At 39.0% G+C, this 20,846-nt stretch carries 18 protein-coding genes; 9 read left to right on the forward strand and 9 right to left on the reverse strand.

Going from position 1 to position 20,846, the window contains the following annotated elements; all coding sequences use genetic code 11:
- Positions 1–225 precede the first annotated feature (225 nt).
- Complete coding sequence (locus ACYVFA_RS25105) at positions 226–1,086, forward strand: dienelactone hydrolase family protein (protein ID WP_460474612.1); 861 nt, start codon at positions 226–228, stop codon at positions 1,084–1,086.
- A gap of 8 nt (positions 1,087–1,094) precedes the next feature.
- On the opposite strand, the gene ACYVFA_RS25110 is transcribed toward ACYVFA_RS25105, so the two are convergent.
- The 9 genes from ACYVFA_RS25110 to iolB form a co-directional block, all read right to left on the reverse strand.
- On the reverse strand, positions 1,095–2,138 hold the full coding sequence (locus tag ACYVFA_RS25110; RefSeq protein ID WP_460474613.1) for a LacI family DNA-binding transcriptional regulator: 1,044 nt from the start codon (positions 2,136–2,138) through the stop codon (positions 1,095–1,097).
- A complete protein-coding gene (gene iolE, locus ACYVFA_RS25115) occupies positions 2,135–3,034 on the reverse strand; it encodes an IolE/MocC family protein (RefSeq protein WP_460474614.1) in 900 nt (299 codons plus the stop codon). Before iolE ends, ACYVFA_RS25110 begins: the two co-directional genes overlap by 4 nt.
- Positions 3,035–3,082: 48 nt before the next feature.
- A complete protein-coding gene (iolD, locus tag ACYVFA_RS25120) occupies positions 3,083–4,948 on the reverse strand; it encodes a 3D-(3,5/4)-trihydroxycyclohexane-1,2-dione acylhydrolase (decyclizing) (protein ID WP_460474615.1) in 1,866 nt (621 codons plus the stop codon).
- Positions 4,949–5,006: 58 nt separating this feature from the next.
- Entirely contained in the window at positions 5,007–5,951 is a 945-nt protein-coding gene (locus ACYVFA_RS25125) for a class II fructose-bisphosphate aldolase (RefSeq protein ID WP_460474616.1), read from the reverse strand.
- A gap of 77 nt (positions 5,952–6,028) precedes the next feature.
- A complete protein-coding gene (locus ACYVFA_RS25130; protein WP_460474617.1) occupies positions 6,029–7,639 on the reverse strand; it encodes a sodium/sugar symporter in 1,611 nt (536 codons plus the stop codon).
- 54 nt (positions 7,640–7,693) lie between these two features.
- Positions 7,694–8,725 (reverse strand): inositol 2-dehydrogenase, encoded by a 1,032-nt coding sequence (iolG, locus tag ACYVFA_RS25135; protein WP_460474618.1) that lies wholly within the window; start codon positions 8,723–8,725, stop codon positions 7,694–7,696.
- A 56-nt stretch (positions 8,726–8,781) separates the two neighbouring features.
- Complete coding sequence (locus ACYVFA_RS25140) at positions 8,782–10,248, reverse strand: CoA-acylating methylmalonate-semialdehyde dehydrogenase (RefSeq protein WP_460474619.1); 1,467 nt, start codon at positions 10,246–10,248, stop codon at positions 8,782–8,784.
- A 31-nt stretch (positions 10,249–10,279) separates the two neighbouring features.
- On the reverse strand, positions 10,280–11,299 hold the full coding sequence (iolC, locus tag ACYVFA_RS25145; RefSeq protein ID WP_460474620.1) for a 5-dehydro-2-deoxygluconokinase: 1,020 nt from the start codon (positions 11,297–11,299) through the stop codon (positions 10,280–10,282).
- Positions 11,300–11,308: 9 nt separating this feature from the next.
- Entirely contained in the window at positions 11,309–12,193 is an 885-nt protein-coding gene (iolB, locus tag ACYVFA_RS25150) for a 5-deoxy-glucuronate isomerase (protein WP_460474621.1), read from the reverse strand.
- A 495-nt stretch (positions 12,194–12,688) separates the two neighbouring features.
- Between iolB and ACYVFA_RS25155 the strand changes: the two genes are divergently transcribed.
- The 8 genes from ACYVFA_RS25155 (at position 12,689) to ACYVFA_RS25190 (ending at position 20,733) form a co-directional block, all read left to right on the forward strand.
- Positions 12,689–13,252: a YceI family protein gene (locus tag ACYVFA_RS25155; RefSeq protein WP_460474622.1), complete on the forward strand. Its 564-nt coding sequence runs from the start codon at positions 12,689–12,691 to the stop codon at positions 13,250–13,252.
- A 99-nt stretch (positions 13,253–13,351) separates the two neighbouring features.
- Positions 13,352–13,879 (forward strand): DinB family protein, encoded by a 528-nt coding sequence (locus tag ACYVFA_RS25160; protein ID WP_460474623.1) that lies wholly within the window; start codon positions 13,352–13,354, stop codon positions 13,877–13,879.
- A 148-nt stretch (positions 13,880–14,027) separates the two neighbouring features.
- A complete protein-coding gene (locus ACYVFA_RS25165; RefSeq protein WP_460474624.1) occupies positions 14,028–15,317 on the forward strand; it encodes an NAD(P)/FAD-dependent oxidoreductase in 1,290 nt (429 codons plus the stop codon).
- 57 nt (positions 15,318–15,374) lie between these two features.
- A complete protein-coding gene (locus tag ACYVFA_RS25170) occupies positions 15,375–16,016 on the forward strand; it encodes an alpha/beta fold hydrolase (RefSeq protein WP_460474625.1) in 642 nt (213 codons plus the stop codon).
- 75 nt (positions 16,017–16,091) lie between these two features.
- On the forward strand, positions 16,092–16,676 hold the full coding sequence (locus ACYVFA_RS25175; protein WP_460474626.1) for a Crp/Fnr family transcriptional regulator: 585 nt from the start codon (positions 16,092–16,094) through the stop codon (positions 16,674–16,676).
- 73 nt (positions 16,677–16,749) lie between these two features.
- Entirely contained in the window at positions 16,750–17,331 is a 582-nt protein-coding gene (locus ACYVFA_RS25180) for an NAD(P)H-dependent oxidoreductase (RefSeq protein ID WP_460474627.1), read from the forward strand.
- A gap of 91 nt (positions 17,332–17,422) precedes the next feature.
- Entirely contained in the window at positions 17,423–18,232 is an 810-nt protein-coding gene (locus ACYVFA_RS25185; protein ID WP_460474628.1) for an alpha/beta fold hydrolase, read from the forward strand.
- Positions 18,233–18,408: 176 nt separating this feature from the next.
- Positions 18,409–20,733, forward strand: coding sequence for a ChbG/HpnK family deacetylase (locus ACYVFA_RS25190; RefSeq protein WP_460474629.1), 2,325 nt, complete (start codon positions 18,409–18,411; stop codon positions 20,731–20,733).
- Positions 20,734–20,846 lie beyond the last annotated feature (113 nt).

Genomic DNA, 20,846 nt, shown 5'->3' on the forward strand with positions numbered 1-20,846 from the left:
ATCATCTTTCTCTTGTCAATAAAAGAGGCGATAAAGATTTTAAATATAAAATTAGGTTAATAAAAAGGCTTGTTGCTTTGCGACAAGCTTCTTTTTTGTAATTTTGGCAATATAAATGTTGTGATTAAAAATAGAACTTTTCTGTGAAGACTGCTGAATTTTGAAAAGCCTCAACATAATCTCTAAGTACAAGTATAATATTTCAAAAATTTAAAGCATAAGTTTATGAATCAAGAAATTATTAATTTGTTTGACGAGTACACGCACAAGCCTTTGAGCCGTGACGAATTTATGAAACGCTTAGCCAAACTTGCCGGAGGCACCGCTGCGGCTTTGGCTCTTCTCCCTCTTTTAGAAGTTAATTATGCACATGCAGCAACTGTAAGCGAAGAAGACGATGATTTAATGATAGAAAGCATTACTTACCCGGGAGACGATACAACCATGCGAGGCTATCTGACTAAACCGAAAGATGCAAAAGGAAAACTAGGTTCAGTGATTGTAATACACGAGAACAGAGGCTTGAATCCTCATATAAAAGACGTTGCGCGTCGTGTTGCCAAAGCTGGTTATTTAGCTTTAGCGGTTGATGCACTATCACCCTTTGGTGGCACTCCCGCCAACGAAGATGATGCAAGAGGTTTATTTGCCAAACTGGATGCACAAAAAAATATAAACAATTTCCTGAAAGGGTTAGACTATGTAAAGTCAAGACCTGAAAGCAACGGAAAAACAGGTTGTGTAGGTTTTTGTTGGGGTGGGGGATTAGCTAACCAGTTAGCCGTGAATTCACCGGATTTAAATGCAGCAGTAGCTTACTATGGCCGACAGGCTGATGCGTTTGATGTGCCTAAAATAAAGGCGAGACTGCAGCTACACTATGGTGGACTGGATGAAAGAGTGAATGCAGGTATCCCCGCTTATGAAGCAGCACTAAAAGCCGCCGGAACCAAGTATGAAATATATATTTACGAAGGTGCAAACCACGCTTTCAATAATGATACGGCACCAACACGCTATAGTCCGGAAGCTGCAAAACTGGCATGGGAACGTACTTTAAAGTTATTTAAAGAGACTTTGTCTTAAGAAGAATATTATAGGATCTTCAGAGAAGATTCACGAATCAATAACTCAGGGGGAAGTATAATTTTTTCAAATTTTGCTTCTCCTTCTTTTTCTACATTTTGCGAATTAAGAAAAAGCTGAGCAGCCTCTCTGCCAATTTCAAAACTTGGCTGCGAAATGGTAGTCAACGAAGGCATAGTATAAGCCGATGAAGGGTCATTATCAAAACCAACTACCGCTATATCTCCTGGTACACTTAATCCCTCCGAACGAATCACTGAAATAGCCCCAATGGCAACACGGTCATTCACCGCAAATAGCCCATCCGGTCGATTCGGATTATCCAATAAAGTTTTAGTAGGGAAAATTGCTCTATCCGCAAGAAAACCTGCAGTCTGAATCAAGGCTTCATCAATTGGGATATTGTTATTTTTAAGGGCATCTATATAGCCCTCTAAACGCTTTTCTGATACAGAAGTACCACTCGGTCCTTTCAGATGGGCAATTCTTTTACAGCCCATTTTTATGAGATGTTCTACCGCAATATAAGCTCCCTGATAATCGTCCACTACTACACGGCTTGATTTAAAGCCCTCGTAATCGCGGTCAATAAAGATAAGGCTTTTATTAGCATTGATAATTCTATCAAAATGCCCGTAGAAACCCAGATTATAAGTCTCTTGGCTCACCGATAAGAAAATAGCATCCACGCGGCTGGCTAACAATTGCTCAACATTTTGTGCTTCAATCTCATGACTCTCCTGCGAAATAAAGATGCTGATGGTATAACCTAAAGGTTGTAAAACAGATTGCAAGCCTTCAATCACCGAGGCTTCAAGGTTACTATATTTAAGGGAGGGGACAACAACGCCTAGCGAATAGGTCTTTTTATTTAATAAGCTCAACGAAACCTGATTTCGTTGGTAATTCATTTTTTTAGCGTATTCCTGAATGGTTTTACGGGTATCAATATTGATAGCATCGTGGTCATTCAATGCCCTCGACACTGTCGAGGGCGAACATTTGAATTTTCTGGCAATATCTTTAATGGTAATTTGAGACTGTCCACTCATATACCGAGGTTCTTTTTTATATAATTTCTTGCTATTAAGGCATATTCTAAAGGATTGGCCTTCGCAGGATCTTGTTCGGCCTCTACTATCGCCCAGCCTTTATAATGATTCTCCTGCAAGATAGAAAATATTGCCGGAAAATTAATACATCCCTCAACATCTCCCGGAACTGTAAACGTACCATTTTTAACGGCAGTCAAAAAGCTCCATTTTTCATCATGCACTTTTTGTAACATTTTCGGGCGAATATCTTTCAAATGCACATGTCCTACACGGCTAACATATTTTTTTAATGCGGTAACCGGGTCTTCACCTGCAAAATAGAAATGCCCACAATCATAGTTCAAAAATACATAATCTGAGTTCGTATTTTCTAAAAACCTGTCAGTCTCTTCCATTGTCTGGACAATAGTACCCATATGGTGATGGAAAGACAATTTAAAACCTCTGTCTGAGGCTATCTTACCCAATTCATTCATATTCTCACCATACTTTTTCCAGTCAGCGGCTGAATGTAGCATGCCCTTTCCTTCAAAAACCGGAACTGGTTTGCCCTGGCAGCTATTACCGGTTTCTCCTCCACCTACAATGGTACAACCCATTGCTCCGAGAAAGTCGAGTAATTTATTGAATTCTACGATATTTTCTTGCAATGATTTGGTTGTCAACTCATAGCTGAACCATTGATTGGCAATTTGCAGATTACGAAGATTTAAAGCTTTTTTCAAAACCTCCGTATCACGCGGATATTTGTTACCCACCTCGCAGCCTTCAAAACCTGCAAGAGCCATTTCGCTGATACATTGTTCGAAAGTATTTTCGGCACCTAATTCTGGTAAATCGTCATTTGTCCAGTTGATAGGCGCTACACCTAATTTAATATTTTGAGCACTCATATGAATAATACGTTAGTACGTTGTATGTCCTGAATAGATAATTAAATATTATAAATAAATCTTCTGTGTCTTTTTATTCTCCTTATAAGTCTCATAGGCTTTTTGCACGCCCTCTGATTCTGAAACCTCAGCAATAGGAACCTCCCACCAGGCATTATAGCCTTTTACTGTACGATACAAACTGGTTTCTATGTAAATAACTGTCGTTCTGTCTTGATTTTTAGATTCTGCCAGCGCATTTTCTAAAGATTCCCTATCAGTAGCTTTGATAACCACCGCGCCTAAGCTTTCAGCATTTTTAGCCAGATCAACTGGCAAGAAGTCTCCTGACAACTGCCCGGTATTTTCATCACGATACACATATCTAGTCCCGAAACGCTCACCACCAATACTTTGTGATAATCCACCGATACTGGCAAAACCATTATTATTAAGCAATAAAATAGTAAATCGGTAACCCTCTTGAATAGCCGTAACAATCTCATGATTATTCATCAGATAACCACCATCGCCACAAATCACATAAACTTCACGCGATGTATCAGCCATTTTAGCACCTAAACCTGCGGCAATCTCATAACCCATAGTAGAGAATCCATATTCTAAATGGAAATTCTTAGGATCGGTAGCACGCCAGAGTTTATGCAAATCCCCCGGAGCAGAACCGGAAGCATTAATCATAATATCACGGTCGTCCATGAAACTATTCAAAGTACCAATAACAATAGCCTGATCAATAGGAGGGACAGTTCCATTACCTTCTGCATAAATCTGGGTTACTTCATCATCCCATGCTTTATTCATTTGTTGAACTCTGGTTCTATAATCAGCCGAAACTTCAAAATCACCTAATAACTCAGCTAGTTCTTCCAAAGTCGCTTTCGCATCACCCACCAATGGTAAAGCCGCATGCTTAAACGCATCGAAGTCTGAGATATTTATATTGACAAACTTCACGTCAGGATTCTGGAAAATAGATTTCGAAGCCGTAGTAAAGTCACTATAACGTGTACCAATGCCAATCACCACATCAGCCTCATTGGCAATTTCAATGGCATACTTAGTACCCGTAGCACCCAATCCGCCGATAGCGTAAGGTGCATCGTAACGAACTGCTCCTTTGCCTGCAAAGGTTTCGCCCACAGGAATACCCGTTTTAGTGGCAAATTGATGTAGTACTACGTTGGCATCGCTATAAGTAGCCCCACCACCTGCCACAATTACAGGAGATTTTGAATGACGAATCAATTCAGCCGCCTTTTTCAAAGCAACCACATCCGGCCGAGGGCGAGCCACGTTCCATACTCTTTTCTTAAATAATTCTTCAGGATAATCGTAAGCGAATGTCTGCACATCCTGCGGCATAGATAGGGTAACAGTACCCATTTCCGCCTGCGAGGTTAACACGCGCATCACTTCCGGCAAAGAGTAAATCAATTGCTCAGGTCTGCTGATTCTATCCCAGTATTTGGATACCGGTTTGAAACAATCATTCACCGATATATCTTGTGTAACACTACTTTCTAATTGTTGTAAAACAGGGTTCGGCTCACGTGTGGCAAAAATATCACCGGGTAATAGCAGCACAGGCAGGCGATTAATCGTAGCCAAAGCAGCTCCGGTAATCATGTTAGTAGCACCAGGCCCAATAGAACTAGTACAAACCATAGCCCCTAAGCGGTTTTTCACCTTGGCATAAGCAACGGCAGTATGTACCATCGATTGCTCGTTACGGCATTGGTAATATCTGAAATCAGGGTTTTGTTGTAATGCTTGCCCCAAACCAGCCACATTACCATGACCGAAAATACCGAAGCAACCACCAAAATAAGGCTGTTCAACACCATCTCTTTCGATGAACTGGTTTTTTAAGAATTTTATAGTTGCCTGTGCAACGGTTAGCTTGATAGTCATTTCAATGGTGAATTAGTGATTGAACGGTCCGCCGTAGCGGCGAATTAGTGATTATTATTTAGCTAATTCCGAAATCTATTCCTTTACCTGTAGTGCCGAAATCGTCAAATTTATTGAGCATGAATTTTACGTATTCTTCCATCAGAACTTTACCCGGTGTCGTTGGGGCAAATTGTTCAGGTGTATCTCTAAAAAATTCACGGGTTACTCTTGTCCATAGTAATCGGGTATCAGTAGCAATATTAATTTTACATACGCCTAGACTGATAGCTTTCTGGATTTCTGCCATCGATACCCCCTGTGCATCTTCTTTCAAAGCACCGCCTGCATTATTAATCCGACGAATTTCCTCTGGATTCACAGACGAACCACCATGTAATACCAAAGGAAACTCAGGTAAACGCTGCTGAATTTCTTCCAGAATATGAAATTGAATGCCTTGCTTTCCTTTGAATTTATAGGCCCCGTGGCTTGTTCCAACGGCAATTGCCAGACAATCACAATCAGTCGCTTTCACAAATCTTTCTACATCTTTCGGATTTGTATAAGACGATTTTCCGGCTTCAATCACTATATCATCTTCAATCCCTGCCAATACACCTAATTCAGCTTCTACGCTGATGCCTTTGGCATGCGCTCTGTCAACTACTGCTTTGGTGCGCGCTACATTGGTATCAAAATCATCATGCGAAGCATCAATCATCACCGAGCTATAGCCACTACTATCAATCGCATCATAAATGTGCTCTTCTACGCCGTGGTCAACATGTACGGCATACACTACTTTAGGATAAATCTTAGCGGCTGCCTCAATCATCGCAAGCAACATCTTTGGGTGTGCATAATCACGCGCAAATGGTGTAGTCTGTACAATAAAAGGAGCATTGGCTTTTTCTGCAGCTGCAAAAAGGCCATGTACCTCTTCCATAAAAAATACGTTTACGGCAGGAATACCATACTTGCCATAACTCTTCTTGAATATTTCTTTGGTCGTTAAAAGCATTGTTAATTCTTGTGGCGCGAACCTCCCGGTTCGCATTTATTAATAAAACATTTGATAGTAGTGAGAATAATCTATTCTCACCAAAACGCAGTATACAAAGCAACTAAAATTCCACAGATAATAGTACTGTAAATAATAAATCCAGTCGTAAAATTAGGCTTAGGTACGCCAATATCCAATCCTTTAGAATTATCAGCACTCTTAGATGTCAAACTAAGAGCTACCATAATAGCTACCAGAATCAGGAAGATAATACCCATACGGTCTAAAAACGGAACTTCCGAAAACCAGACTTTACCGCCCAAAGACAGAGGAATAGTTAATAATGCAGCAACTAAAGCCGCAGTACCAGTAGTACGTTTCCAGAATAAACCTAAAAAGAAAATGGCAAATACCCCCGGCGTAATAAAACTTGAATATTCCTGCACAAATTGATAAGCCTGGTCAAGCACGCGTAATTGTGGCGCAATCAAAGCCGCAATACCCATGGCTACCCAAACAGCGATACGACCTACTCTTACCAGATGTTTGTCTGAAGCATCGGGTTTAATATAAATCTTATAAATATCTAAAGAGAAAATCGTAGAAATACTATTGGCTTTTCCTGCCAAGGATGCGACAATGGCGGCCGTTAAAGCAGCAAACGCAATTCCTTTCAACCCTGATGGTAATAAGTTTAAAAGAACTGGGTAAGCATGGTCAGGTTTAACAACTCCAGCCGCGTCTACCATTTCTTTCTGAAATACACCATTCTGATACAATACAAAAGCCGCAATACCCGGAATAACTACAATCAACGGAATCAATAATTTCAGGAAAGCCGCGAATACTATTCCCTGACGCGCGGTTTTTAAATCAGCCCCTAAAGTACGTTGCACAATATATTGATTACAGCCAAAATAATTAAGATTATTAATCCACATAGCACCCAAAATTACAGTTAATCCCGGAAGGTCTTTATAGTAAGGACTCGACTTAGGCAAAATCATATGAAAATGCGCATCGGTCTGCTCTTTCAAAGTTCCAAAAGCACTCAGAATATTGGGTTTATCAAAGTGCTTCGCCACCAGATCCATTGCCAGATAAGTAGTAATCAAACCACCTAATACCAAAACCACTACCTGAATTACATCGGTATAACCTATCACTTTCATTCCGCCGATAGTAATGATAATGGCAAAAATGGCAAGACCAATAATTGAGAGGTTAAAATCTACCCCAGCAGTTACTTCCAAAGCCAAAGCCCCTAAATATAAAATAGAAGTAAGGTTCACAAAAACGTAAAGCAAAAGCCAGAAGATAGCCATAGTGGTTGCTACTACCGGATTATACCGCTGCCTTAAAAACTGCGGCATGGTATAAATCTTGTTTTTGAGATAAACCGGTAGAAAAAATACAGCTACAACAAGCAACGATGCCGCTGCCATCCATTCATAAGAAGAAATCGCAAGGCCAATTGCAAAACCTGAGCCCGACATACCTATAAAATGTTCTGCCGAAATATTCGAGGCAATGATTGAAGCCCCAATCGCCCAGAAAGTCAGAGACCCCTCTGCCAGAAAATACCCATTGGCCGTATTATTATCAGCATTTTTTTTACGAAATACCCAGTAACCATACCCAAGTATGCCAACAAAGTACAGAAAGAATACTACATAATCGAGGGTGTGTAAACCGGATGTTTCCATTCGAATAATATTCAGGTTATAGGTTGAATTAGGTTATTTTAGGGAACTCTCAGACTATTGTGCCATCAAGGCATTCAGTATTTCATCTACTTTAACGGGTTTTTCTTCCTGACAAGATTGTTTTGCAGCAATAGCAATGGCAGTAGCCATTAATCCATCATGTGCATCAACAGGTACTTTTTCACCTTTCAGCACACTTGAAACAAAAATGTTTATTTCATTGACATAAGACTCTGCATATCTTTCTAAAAAGAAGTTCAGCGGTAAAGACAAATGTCCTCCATTTTCATTATAATATTCATGTGTATCTGGGGTATTATTCTTGGTTTGTGTCATACCACCTGAACCAAAAACCTCAATACGTTGGTCGTATCCATAAACGGCTTTACGGCTATTATCAATTACTCCGATAGCTCCATTCGCAAACGTTAGAGTTGTGATAGCTGTATCAATATCTCCTTCATCGCCAATACGTGAGTCAACTAATACTTTGCCTTTGGCATAAACTTCTACCACTTCGCTATTCATCACATAACGAGCCATATCAAAATCATGAATGGCCATATCCATAAACAATCCACCTGATGATTTTACATATTCTATTTGTGGTGGATTTGGGTCACGGCTCGTAATTTTCAGAATATGCGGTTCACCAACCAATCCACCATGAACCATCTCTTTTACTTTCAAAAAGTTGGCATCAAACCGACGGTTAAAGCCTAGCATCAATTGTACATTAGCTAATTCCACCGCTTCTTTAGCTGCCAGAATCTGGTCAATGCTCAAATCAAGTGGTTTTTCACAGAAAATATGTTTGCCATGCTGTGCAGCAAGAATCGTATACGGCACGTGGGTTGGAGTAGGAGTACAAATTACTACTGCATCAACATCCGGATGAGATAGTACAGACTCAGGGCTGGTAGACACATTTTCTACCCCATGTCTTCTGGCAAAATCCAGAAGGTTTTCTGAGATGTCTGCGGCAGCAACTACTTCGGCATTTTTTATTCTAGTGGCTATATTGGAAAGGTGGATTTGTCCGATACGACCTAATCCGACGATGCCGATTTTTAAAGTATTTTTCATTAATATTTATATAGGTAAATTATAGTTCGAATAGCTTAACTCTATTGGTGGATTATTTAGAATTTACGTGTCCATTCTTTCAACCAGCGTTCAATCACCACTTTGGTTTGCGTAAAAAACTCAACCGAGTGCATACCTTGACCGTGCAAATCTCCAAAGAAACTATCTTTCCAGCCAGAGAATGGGAATTGCGCCATTGGTGCGGCCACTCCAATATTAATACCAATATTTCCGGCATCCGCATCATGTCTGAATTTTCTGGCACTGGCGCCACTGCTGGTAAAGATGCAGGCCGCATTACCATATTTTCCACTATTGATAAATTCGATAGCTTCATCTACATCATTCAGATGCATCAATGACATAACCGGCCCGAAAATTTCGGTATGTGCTACTTGACTACTCAAAGGCACATCTTCTATAATAGTAGGCAGGATAAAGTTACCGTTTTCATAACCTGATACTTTTGCATTACTGCCATCAACCAATAGTCTTCCGCCTTCTTTTACTCCCTGCTGAATCAATTGTTCGACTCTGTTTTTGCTTTCAGCCGTTATGACAGGTCCCATCAAACTGGTTTCATCTAAACCAAAACCCGTTGTACGGCCTTTCGCTGCTTCTACCAGGCTTTCAGTAATTTGCTTATGATCTCCCACAGTAATGATAGTTGAAGCTGCCAAACAACGTTGTCCGGCACAACCATATACACTATCAGTAATAATCTGGGTAGTCATATCAATATCAGCATCAGGCAATACCAATACCGGATTTTTAGCGCCACCTTGTGCCTGAACTCTTTTGCCATACAGGGCTCCTTGTGAATACACATAGCGAGCTACATTACTTGAACCAACAAAACTGATGGCACGAATAGCCGGATGTTGCAGAATACCATCAACCACTTCTTTAGTACCATGCACCAGATTAACCACACCGTTTGGTAAATCAAGTTTTTCCATCAATTCCACAACCTTGGTCATGGTTAATGGTACTTTCTCCGATGGTTTAATGATATAGGTATTCCCACAAGCAATGGCATAAGGCAAAAACCAGAAAGGAATCATACCCGGAAAGTTGAAAGGTGCAATACAGGCACATACCCCCACAGGCTGGCGAATCATAAATTCATCTACTCCTCTGGCAATATCTTCCGAGAAAGTACCCTGCATCATTGTTGGAATACCACAAGCATTTTCAACGTTTTCAATGGCACGTTGCATTTCGGCTTTTGCTTCACCAAAAGTTTTACCACTTTCTAATACAATCGTTCTTGAAATATCATCAATATTATCTTCTAACAGAGTTTTGAGCTTAAACAAGTACTGTACTCTGCGGTGAGCCGGAATATTTCTCCATTCAGGAAATGCTTTGGCAGCAGCTTCAGCAGCTTTTTGTACATCCTGTACCGAACCTTGTGGCACTTTCGCTATTACCTCCTGATTAGCAGGATTTTTTACCTCTACTATCGCTTCTGAATAGCTACTTACCCAATGTCCGTCTATATAGTTATTTAACTTTACCATGTATTTTTAATAGAATTTTTCTGAATAATAATTATAATCCTCCTTTGCTATTGGCAAAAGCCATCGCTTCTTCAAGCGTTGCCATAAAATTGGCACAACCATGTTTGGTTACCATAATAGCACCCGTAGCATTTGCCATTCTTACAGCTTTGTATAAATCCCAGCCTTGCAGGTAGCCATACATAAAACCTGCCGCAAATGAATCGCCTGCACCTAATACGTTAACTACCTCTACCGGAAAGCCCGGTACTTTTACTTCTTCCTCTCCTTGTCTGAAAATGGAAGCACCCTCTGCTCCTCGTTTCACAATCAGGGTTTTCACGCCTTTCCGCAAAATCTCCTGAATCGCACTATCAATATTTCCTCTGATTTCAGGAGCAGAGATTTGTTGATGCTTAATTTCTAATTGTTTGGGGTCTGTCATAAAGGCCGCCAGAATTTCTTCTTCGGTGCCTAAGACAAAATCCATGTAAGGAAGCGCGGCTCTGATGGTTACACCAAAAGCCAGTGGGTCGAACCATTGGTCAGCACGGAAGTCGATGTCAAGCGCCGTTACAGCTCCATGCTTTTTAGCTTCTTCAATGGCATAAAACATGGCTGTGCGGCTAGGGTCTTTACTAAACGCAGTACCTGAAAACATAACCGACCGATATTGTGAAATATCAGCTTGTCGGATATGATCAAGATTTATCTGAATATCGGCGCAATTATCACGATAATAAACTAACGGAAATCTGTCAGGGGGCTCAATACCTAATATAACTGCTGAACTCCGTGCAGTATTAATAGTTGGAATAGCAGCCGTATTAATACCTTCTTTATCTAGAAAGTTAAGGATGAACTTCCCAACCTGGTCATTGCCTACGGCGGTCAAAAACGCGGTATTCAAACCTAAACGCTTGCAGCCAACGGCAATATTTAAAGGCGAGCCGCCCACAAATGCCCCAAATGAGGTAATATCGACAAAAGGCGAGCCTATATCATTAGAATATAAGTCAATAGAGGAGCGCCCCATTGTCAGAATATCGTATTTTTTTGTATTTTCTTGCATACTCGATTTTTATACGTTCATATCCGCCGTTACCAATGGTAATCTGGCGTCTTGTGTTTTCCACGTACCATAAATCCATTCATGGTCGGGGTCGTTAGTAGCGGTTAAAACTTGATCACTTCCGGCTAAAAAGTTGAGATAATAGGCGTGGTATCCGTGACAAGCCGCAACAGGATGATAGCCCTTAGGAACCAAAACGGCCTCATTGTTATGAGCGCGAATGATTTCGTCCAAACTTCTATCATAGGTATACACCTGTTGAATAGCGTATGCTTGCGGAGACTGGAATTTATAAAAATAGATTTCTTCTAATTCAGCTTCAACCAGTTTGCCCTCGGCATCTACTTTTCTTTCATCATGTTTATGTGCCGGAAAAGAACTCCAGTTGCCTGATGGCGTGTAAACCTCCACACAAACAATTTTATGACAAGGAAAGCCCGGCTGAATCAGACTATTTATCTGACGATTGGCATTATCACCTCCTCTTAATTCTATGGCACATGCTTGTGGCTGTTTCAGATACGGCTGAAAATCCTGATCTGTTTCTACCCATGAATAAGCAATATCAAGGGTTTCGCTGGTGGCGGTAAGTGTGAATTTAGTATGGCGGGGTAAATAAAGCGTATGAGCAATGCCACTGAAAACATCTTTGCGTCCGTTGGTTGTTTCCCAACTGCCTTTATCTGAATCTACTTTAAAATTTCCTCCTAAAATTACGATGGCCATCTCATGTGCTGTAGTGTCATGCTCCCATGTTTCACCGTTTTGCATCAATCTCGCGCCAAAATTCAGATATTTCCAACCAACTTCATCGGCAGTAAAGTTTTGATAAACAGGGTTTTGTTGTGGTTTAACTAAAAGATTCTGGTTGTTCATATAAAGTGGTACAGCCAAAAAAGCAGGCTTTAGGTTATTTTCGTTTGTAACTTGTCTATACAAGTTGAGGCAAAATTAGCTTATCTTGCTTGTGCAGACAAACTTTAAACAGAGAATAATTGTCGGGAAGACAAATAACAGGTGCAATAGTATTATATAAAGACTAAATATAAAAATATTTATTTTTGCAAACGTTTCAAATCGTCGTGCAAACGTTTTAAATTGTTTCCATAAAAACTATGAATGTTGAGTGGGGAAATAAGGCTAAACATTTGGGCTGGATTAATAGTTATTCTGACTGAAAAATAAAATCTGCTTAATGTTAAAGAATGCCGAGTGATTTGAGGAATATGTCGACTCATATTGAGGTATTCTGCCCCGTTTTATAATCTTTGTTGAACTGAAATAAGTTAATATTTTGTTAAACCCAGAAAAATACTTGTAGATAAATTATATGTATCTACATTTGTCTCTTAATCAATTCACTATTATTAATTAAAATTATTCATTCTAATGAAAAAAACAGTTGTTTTGGTACTTAGCCTATTGGCGTCAGTTAGCGCATTTGCTCAAACTTGGTCAGTTGACAAAGCTCACGCGAAAGTAAACTTTACTGTAACGCACTTAATGTTATCAGAAGTAGATGGTACCTTTAAAAGTTTTGATGCCAAACTTACTTCATCTAAAGAAGATTTCTCTGATGCAGTTTTTGAATTTACTATCGATGCAAAAAGTGTAAACACCAATCAGGAAAACAGAGATGCACACTTGAACAGAGCTGATATGTTTGATACAGAAAAATATCCGACTATCACTTATAAAAGTACTGCGATTAAATCTGTAGGTCCTAAAAAATTCCAATTGACTGGTGATTTAACAATCAAAGGAGTAACCAAACCTGTTACTGTTGACCTTACATTAGTTGGTACAAGCACAAATCGTCAAGGTAAAAAATTGGTTGGTTTCAAAGCATCTGGTACTATCAACCGTACAGCTTTTGGTGTAGGTGCTATGCCTGCAGCAGTAGTGAGCGAAGAAGTTGAATTAAGAGCCAGTGGTGAATTCGTAGCAAACTAATTTTAAATAAATTGTTAAAAAGAGACTTACTATTAGCAGTAAGTCTCTTTTTTATTACATTTACTTTCAGTTTCTTATAACCTTTAAACATCTATTACAATGAAAAAAACATCTTTACTATTAACCCTACTGACACTCTTTGTCTTTAGCTTTAAAAGTGCCAGCGCACTTGATAAAGAGCAAATGATAAAAGAGTGGGAGCGTGCCAAAGCCTACACCAAATTGTATTTAGAAACAATGCCTGACGATGGCTATGATTTCAAACCAAACGCAGATATTCGTTCGTTTGCCGATCAGATGATGCACTTAGCTAATGCCAATTATAACTTTGCTTCTCTGGCAAGTGGTATCAAAAGTCCGGTTGAAAGAGGGGCGCTTGAAAAATCTGCGGATAAGTCGAAAGCAACTACTACTAAAACAGTATTAGACAGCTATGATTTTGTGATTAATGCTTTAAAAGGTATGAATGAAGCACAAATGAAAGAAGTGGTGAAAATGGGTAATAATGAAATGAACAAAGAACTGGTTTTTGCCAAAGCTTTTGAACACCAGACCCACCACCGTGGACAATCCACAATTTATATCCGCATGAAGGGTATAAAACCACCAAATGAAATGTTATTCTAAGCAAAATATAACCCGTTTGAAGCCTTCTTCAAACGGGTTATTTATTTATGGAAATATCTTGAATAAATCTTAAAAAAGTCGAACAAAAGTATTTACTTTGGCGTTCTATTATTAGAAAAATCCAAAAATTGCTTCGGCTACAAATACTATGGAACCTAATATTCCTGATACTTCCCAAAAGCGCATCGTCATTGTTGGTGCGGGTTTTGGAGGGTTGGCACTTGCACAGAAACTTGCCAAACGAGATGTCCAGATTGTATTGATTGATAAAAATAATTACCACCAGTTTCAGCCGCTTTTTTATCAGGTGGCCATGGCGGGTCTCGAACCCAGTTCGATTTCTTTTCCACTACGTAAAATATTTCAGCGAAAGAAAAATGTTCACATCCGTATCACTAATCTGAATAAAGTAAACCCAGAAAAGAATACCATAGACACCGATTTGGGTGAGATAAAATATGACTATCTGGTATTGGCAATGGGAGCAGGAACAAACTTCTTCGGCATGAAAAACATGATAGATAATGCTATCCCGATGAAATCTGTTTCGGAGGCCATTTATTTACGTAATAGAGTACTACAAAACTTTGAAGATGCGATTACCGCAGATGACGCGGATGAACGTGAAGGCCTGATGAATATGGTAGTAGTAGGAGGGGGGCCAACCGGCGTTGAGGTTTCGGGTACTTTGGCTGAAATGAAAAAAATAATTTTGCCTAAAGACTACCCAGATATGGACTTCAATATGATGAAAATCTACCTTTTTGAATCTTCACCAGAGGTATTGGAAGTAATGTCTGAGGAAGCCTCTGTAAAAGGTAGAGAATACCTTGACCGTTTAGGCGTAATAGTGAGAACGGGCGTAAGAATTACGGACTTTGATGGAAAGTATGCATATACCAACACCAACGAAAAGATACGCACCAACAATATTGTATGGGCAGCAGGAATTAAAGGAAATACCGTTGAAGGTTTCGTTCCTGAGATTTATGCTAGAGGTGCCCGTATGAAAGTAAATCAATTCAATCAGGTAGAGGGTTTTACGAATGTTTTTGCAGTAGGGGATATTGCGCTAATGAGTGGAGATGAAAAATTCCCGAACGGACACCCTCAGGTAGCACAACCAGCTATTCAGCAAGGAAAATTACTGGCCAAGAATATCATCAAAATAATGAAAGGTGAGGCTCCAATAGGGTTTGAATACAATGATTTAGGCTCAATGGCAACAGTCGGTAGAAACCTGGCTGTAGTAGATTTGCCTTTCTGGAAATTTCAGGGAGCTTTTGCCTGGTATGTCTGGATGTTCGTCCACCTGATGTCAATCTTAGGTATCAAAAACAAAGTAATGGTATTTATCAACTGGCTTTGGAGTTATATAACCTACGATCAATCATTGAGGTTAATTATCAGACCTAAGACGAAAGTAAATAATACATAAGTAAATATGAAGAATGGAGAGGATTATAGTTCTCTCCATTTTTGTTTTTAGAAAATCATGAAGCATATCTACATTTTTAGTGGTTTAGGCGTTGATGAAAGAGTATTCAAATATCTGGATTTTACAGATTTTGAGGTAACTTTCATTAAATGGATAAAGCCAGAAACAAATGAAAGAATGGAAGATTATGCTAAAAGATTAACTACTCAAACCTCAACTGAAAATCCCATTTTAATTGGACTCTCTTTCGGTGGAATGATGGCAATGGAAATAACAAAGTTTTTAAAAGCAGAAAAGATAATTCTGCTTGCCTCTGCTAAAACTTTCCTGGAAGTTCCCTATTATTATCGCTGGGCAGGCTATTTAAAACTACACAGGATATTACCTGTTAAATTGCTGAAACAACATACCTTTATAAGCGATTGGTTTTTTGGAATAAAAGCAAAAGAACACAGAAAACTATTTGCCGAAATTCTTCATGATTTAGATAGTGATTTTTTTAAATGGGCTATTGACAAAATCTTAATGTGGAAGAATCAAACGATTTATTCAAATACCATTCATATACATGGAGATAAAGACCGTGTTCTGCCATTGAAATTTGTTAATCCTAATTTTGTCATAAAAGGTGGAGGACATTTTATGACAATTACTAAGGCAAAAGAACTCAATAGAATACTTCATAATAATCTCAAATAAGATTAACCCGGAAATTTATACCGATGCATTCAATTAATATTCCTAAATTTCCTTTATCCAAAATCAATTAACCCCTTGCAAACAGATACCTATCTTAAATCAGTCAAGACATTTTGCCCTAATATAGCAGATGATGAACTTTCTCAGTTTGCCTCAAAATTGAAGGTGAAAGAATTAAACAAAAAAGATTTTTTTCTCCAATCAGGTAAAATTCAAAAAGAAATCGCATTTATTGCCAATGGGCTAGTCCGGTCTTTTTTTGTGAATCCGGAAGGAAATGAAATAACCGTCGGCTTCTATGCTGAGGGTGATTATGCAACACATTATCCGGCATTTATTTCACAAAAACCAGTCAGATATTCTATTCAATGTCTTGAACCCACTACAATGATATGCCTTTCTTATGAAAATATGCAATGGGTCTACCAGAATCTCCCTGGTTTTGATAGATACGGACGATTAATTGCCGAAGAAATTTTAAAAAGACAACAAGCTCGCATCGAAAGTTTCATCTTTGAAACAGCAGAAGAACGCTACCTCGATTTTATCAAATACCACCCAACTCTATTCAACAGAGTATCTCTTTCACATCTTTGTAGCTTTCTGGGCATAGAAAGACAATCGCTTACCCGCATCAGACAAAGATTGGCAGGTAAATAGATTGACACATTTGTGTCAGGTACGCCTTCCTTTTATAGCCCAACTTTGCAGTATCAAAATAACAGATACGGCAATGAACATCTTACTCATACTCGGACATCCTTCAGAAAATTCTTTATGCAAAGCATTGCTTGATGCCTATCAAAAAGGCGTAGAAAGCACAGGTGCAACCTGCAAGACACTTTATATATCTCAACTAAAATTTGATGTAAATCTTGCAGATGGATATAAAAGAGGTGATACAATGCAACTTGAAGAAGATTTGCTTGCTTCACAACAATTAATCAAATGGGCTGATCACGTAGTGCTAGCTTATCCAAACTGGTGGGGCTTTATGCCTGCCATTACCAAAGGCTTTTTTGATAGAGTATTGCTTCCAGGCTTCGCTTTCAAAAATCATTCGGGCAAAAACTTTCCAGAAAAACTGCTGGCAGGAAAAAGTATGCGGGTAATGGTAACGATGGATACCCCCAAATGGTGGTTCTACCTCGTCTACCGCGCATCACAATACCAGATATTGAAAGACATCATTTTCGGCTACGTCGGCTTTGACCCCATCAGATTTTCAACTTTTGGCTTTGTCAGAAAATCTACTGAAACTCTGAGAAGCAAATGGCTCAAGGAGGTCGAACAGCTAGGTATGCAATTAAAATAAAAGCAAAAATCAACAAATTAAATAAATCAAAAAATCGGAATAGCCGAACACCGCTATACAAAGTAGGCATCAACAAATAAATAATAATACAATGAAAAAGTTAATTTTAATGTTCGTATCAGGAGTTTCCTCTCTTTTCGCTTTCGCATCATGTACTAAAGATGATGCCACACCAATCAACCCACAAACCTACGTGCTGGTACACGGCGCATGGCAGGCACCCTATGTTTGGGACGTTGTAAAAACCGACCTGATTAAACAAGGTAACAAAGTAATAGTAGTAGAATTACCCGGCCATGGAGCCGACAAAACCGCACCACATTTACTAAGCTTAGATGTTTATAGAGATAAAGTGGTTGAGACCATTTCAAAAGTAAACGAAAAAGTAATATTAGTTGGGCATAGCATGGGTGGCATGGTAATATCGGCCGTAGCTGAAAAAATACCGACAAAAATCAGCAAACTAGTATATATCGGAGCTTTTCTTCCAACCAACGGACAAGCTTTAGTTGACCTGGCTTTTTCAGACCCAAATTCAGAACTAGGTCCACAGCTAGTACCATCAGCCGACCAGTTGACCATTGATGTAAAAAGCGATAGCCTTACTTATCTCTTCATTAACGATGGCACACAGGCTATCAAAGAGAAAGTGATTGCGAATTACAGAGCCGAACCAGCTATACCTTTAGCCAATAAGGCAGTCTTAACCGATGCAAACTTTGGAGCAGTAGAAAAAGTATATATCAAAACCTTACAAGATGTAGTAGTAAGCCCATTGTTGCAAGACCGAATGATTGCAGCAGCGGGTATCAAAACGGTTTATCAGGTAAATACAAGTCACTCTCCATTCCTGTCTCAACCGCAATCAATTACTGATTTGTTGCTCAAAATCAGAAAGTAATATTTAATGGAAACAGAAGTTCAATCAAACCGACTAATAATATAACTATTGGTCGGTTTTTTATTATTAAAGCCCCATTATTGTCTTTTTAGAAGAAATTATGAATTTTATCAGATATTCTATAACTTCAAAAGTTTTTCAACCTATACGCTTATTAACTTATTCAACCGATATTCATGAAAAAAATACTCTTTCTACTTCTTCTTAATATTTATGCATTTGCTCAGAAAAATACCTCACTGCCTAGAAGCACCCCAGAAGCCGAAGGAGTGTCAAGTGAAGGCATTAATCAATTTTTAGAAGCCGCCTCCAAAAGCAAACACGAGTTCCATAGTTTTATGATTGTGCGTCATGGAAAGGTAGTGTCTGAGGGTTGGTGGAATCCTTATCGTGCCGATTTAAAACATACCATGTACTCTTGCAGCAAAAGCTTTACTGCTACAGCTGTTGGTTTTGCCGTAGCTGAGAAAAAACTGACAGTCAATGATAAAGTAATTTCTTTCTTCCCTGAAGATTTACCTGCAACAGTTAGCCCTAATCTGGCAGAATTGAAAGTAAAAGATTTATTAAGCATGAGTGCCGGACAAGTCCCTGACCCAACAGGGCCGGTAGCGATGAGCGATAACTGGGTAAAAACCTTTCTCAGTACACCGATTGTGAATGCTCCTGGTACAAAATTCTTATACAACTCAGTGGCAACTTATATGCTTTCTGCCATTGTAACGAAAGTAACAGGAGAGAAAATAGTTGATTACCTGAAACCAAGATTATTTGACCCACTAGGCATTGAAGGTATCGACTGGGAAGTTAGCCCTCAAGGCATAAATACAGGTGGTTGGGGACTAAGAGTAAAAACTGAAGACATGGCAAAATTCGGTCAGCTATTTCTTCAAAAAGGCATGTGGAAAGGTAAACAGATTTTACCTGCTTTATGGGTTGAAGAAGCCTCAACCATGAAAATCATGCAAGACCCTAGCGCCTCGCAAGCAAAAAAAGATTCAAGTGATTGGCTACAAGGTTATTGCTACCAGATGTGGCGTTGCCGCAACAATGCCTACAGAGGCGATGGTGCCAACGGACAATTCATTATCGTAATGCCAGATCAGGATGCGGTTGTCTTATTAACAGCCGAAGCACCAGATATGCAATCAGAAATTAACTTGGTTTGGAAATATATTCTTCCTGCTTTTAAACCTAAAAAACTACCAGCTAACCAGAAAGCATTAGCTAGTTTGAAAGAAAGAATAGGTCAATTAGCCTTACAAATTCCTCAAAAAAATAAAAATTCTGCTTTAGAAGCCAAGATTTCAGGCAAAACTTTTGGGGTAATTTCTAAAGAACGCGGACTTGAAAGTGTGAGTCTTGATTTTAAGAATAATGTTTGTTATCTAAGCCTGAAAACTGATTCAACAACCCATCGCATACCTTTTGGTTCAGGCAAATGGGAGTATAGTGAAACCACTAAATTTGGCCCATATCTGGTTGCCAGAGCAAAATCAAACCGTAGCAATTTGCCACCTTTCAAAGTAGCAGGAAGTTATACATGGAAAGATGACAATAACTTAGAACTAACACTCCGATATATCGAAAGCCCTCATACAGAAACCATCAAATTTGCCTTTGAGGGAGATAAAGTGGCTATAGAGTTTGCAAATATTTTCAGCAAATCGACCAAAAACGGAGTGTTGAGAAAAAACCTAGCTAATCCTCCTAAATTAATTGTCAGAGGTGACGATATGGGTTTTTCTCATTCAGGGAATGATGCCCTGATAAAATGCTATAAAGAAGGTATCGAAACTTCTATCGAGGTAATTGTGCCATCGCCATGGTTTCCAGAGGCTGTAAAATTACTAGAACAAAACAAAACAGTTGATGTAGGTCTGCATTTTGCCATAACCGCCGAATGGGATAATATTAAATGGCGCCCATTAACAGATGCCCCAAGTCTGAGAAACAAAGATGGCTATTTCTACCCAATGCTTTTCCATAATAACAATTATCCTCAACAGGCAGTGATGGATAATACATGGAAAATTGTGGATTTAGAAAAAGAACTAAGAGCACAAATTGAAATGGCACTGAAATATATTCCACGATTGAGCCATATTTCAGGACATATGGGCAGCACTGCCTTTACACCTGAAGTAAAAGAAATGACCAAAAGAGTAGCCAAAGAATACAATCTGGCAATGATTGATACAGATTCAGGGATTAATTACACTGGATTCGATTTCAGAAACAAAACGACGAATGAACGTATACAAGCCTTTATTAATATGTTGGATAAACTCGAAGAAGGTAAAACCTATGTTTACGTAGAACATCCGGGACTTGATAATGATGAACTAAGAGCCATTTATCATATCGGGTATGAAGATGTAGCCAAAGGTCGCCAAGACGTAACCAATATCTTTACCAGCGATAAAGTAAAGGAAGCCATAGAGCAGAAAGGTATTCAGTTGGTAAGCTATAAAGATGTGATCAAGGGGATGAAGCAATAAGTTTAATTCTATTATAAACATTGAATGTATGAAAGCCAATTCTACTGCTGAGAATTGGCTTTTGTATTTAAAGGAGACGTAGGGGTTCAAAATTTTGAACCCTATATATACGA

The sequence above is a fragment of the Emticicia fontis genome (assembly GCF_054779675.1).

Excerpts from the sequence above, each read along its gene's own strand:
- ACYVFA_RS25130 (WP_460474617.1), bottom strand. The coding sequence starts at position 7,639 with ATGGAAACATCCGGTTTACACACCCTCGATTATGTAGTATTCTTTCTG.
- ACYVFA_RS25170 (WP_460474625.1), top strand. The coding sequence starts at position 15,375 with ATGAAGCATATCTACATTTTTAGTGGTTTAGGCGTTGATGAAAGAGTA.
- ACYVFA_RS25125 (WP_460474616.1), bottom strand. The coding sequence starts at position 5,951 with ATGCTTTTAACGACCAAAGAAATATTCAAGAAGAGTTATGGCAAGTAT.
- ACYVFA_RS25180 (WP_460474627.1), top strand. The coding sequence starts at position 16,750 with ATGAACATCTTACTCATACTCGGACATCCTTCAGAAAATTCTTTATGC.
- ACYVFA_RS25155 (WP_460474622.1), top strand. The coding sequence starts at position 12,689 with ATGAAAAAAACAGTTGTTTTGGTACTTAGCCTATTGGCGTCAGTTAGC.
- iolG (WP_460474618.1), bottom strand. The coding sequence starts at position 8,725 with ATGAAAAATACTTTAAAAATCGGCATCGTCGGATTAGGTCGTATCGGA.
- ACYVFA_RS25140 (WP_460474619.1), bottom strand. The coding sequence starts at position 10,248 with ATGGTAAAGTTAAATAACTATATAGACGGACATTGGGTAAGTAGCTAT.
- ACYVFA_RS25165 (WP_460474624.1), top strand. The coding sequence starts at position 14,028 with ATGGAACCTAATATTCCTGATACTTCCCAAAAGCGCATCGTCATTGTT.
- ACYVFA_RS25190 (WP_460474629.1), top strand. The coding sequence starts at position 18,409 with ATGAAAAAAATACTCTTTCTACTTCTTCTTAATATTTATGCATTTGCT.
- ACYVFA_RS25110 (WP_460474613.1), bottom strand. The coding sequence starts at position 2,138 with ATGAGTGGACAGTCTCAAATTACCATTAAAGATATTGCCAGAAAATTC.
- ACYVFA_RS25160 (WP_460474623.1), top strand. The coding sequence starts at position 13,352 with ATGAAAAAAACATCTTTACTATTAACCCTACTGACACTCTTTGTCTTT.
- ACYVFA_RS25185 (WP_460474628.1), top strand. The coding sequence starts at position 17,423 with ATGAAAAAGTTAATTTTAATGTTCGTATCAGGAGTTTCCTCTCTTTTC.
- iolE (WP_460474614.1), bottom strand. The coding sequence starts at position 3,034 with ATGAGTGCTCAAAATATTAAATTAGGTGTAGCGCCTATCAACTGGACA.
- iolD (WP_460474615.1), bottom strand. The coding sequence starts at position 4,948 with ATGACTATCAAGCTAACCGTTGCACAGGCAACTATAAAATTCTTAAAA.
- ACYVFA_RS25105 (WP_460474612.1), top strand. The coding sequence starts at position 226 with ATGAATCAAGAAATTATTAATTTGTTTGACGAGTACACGCACAAGCCT.
- iolC (WP_460474620.1), bottom strand. The coding sequence starts at position 11,299 with ATGCAAGAAAATACAAAAAAATACGATATTCTGACAATGGGGCGCTCC.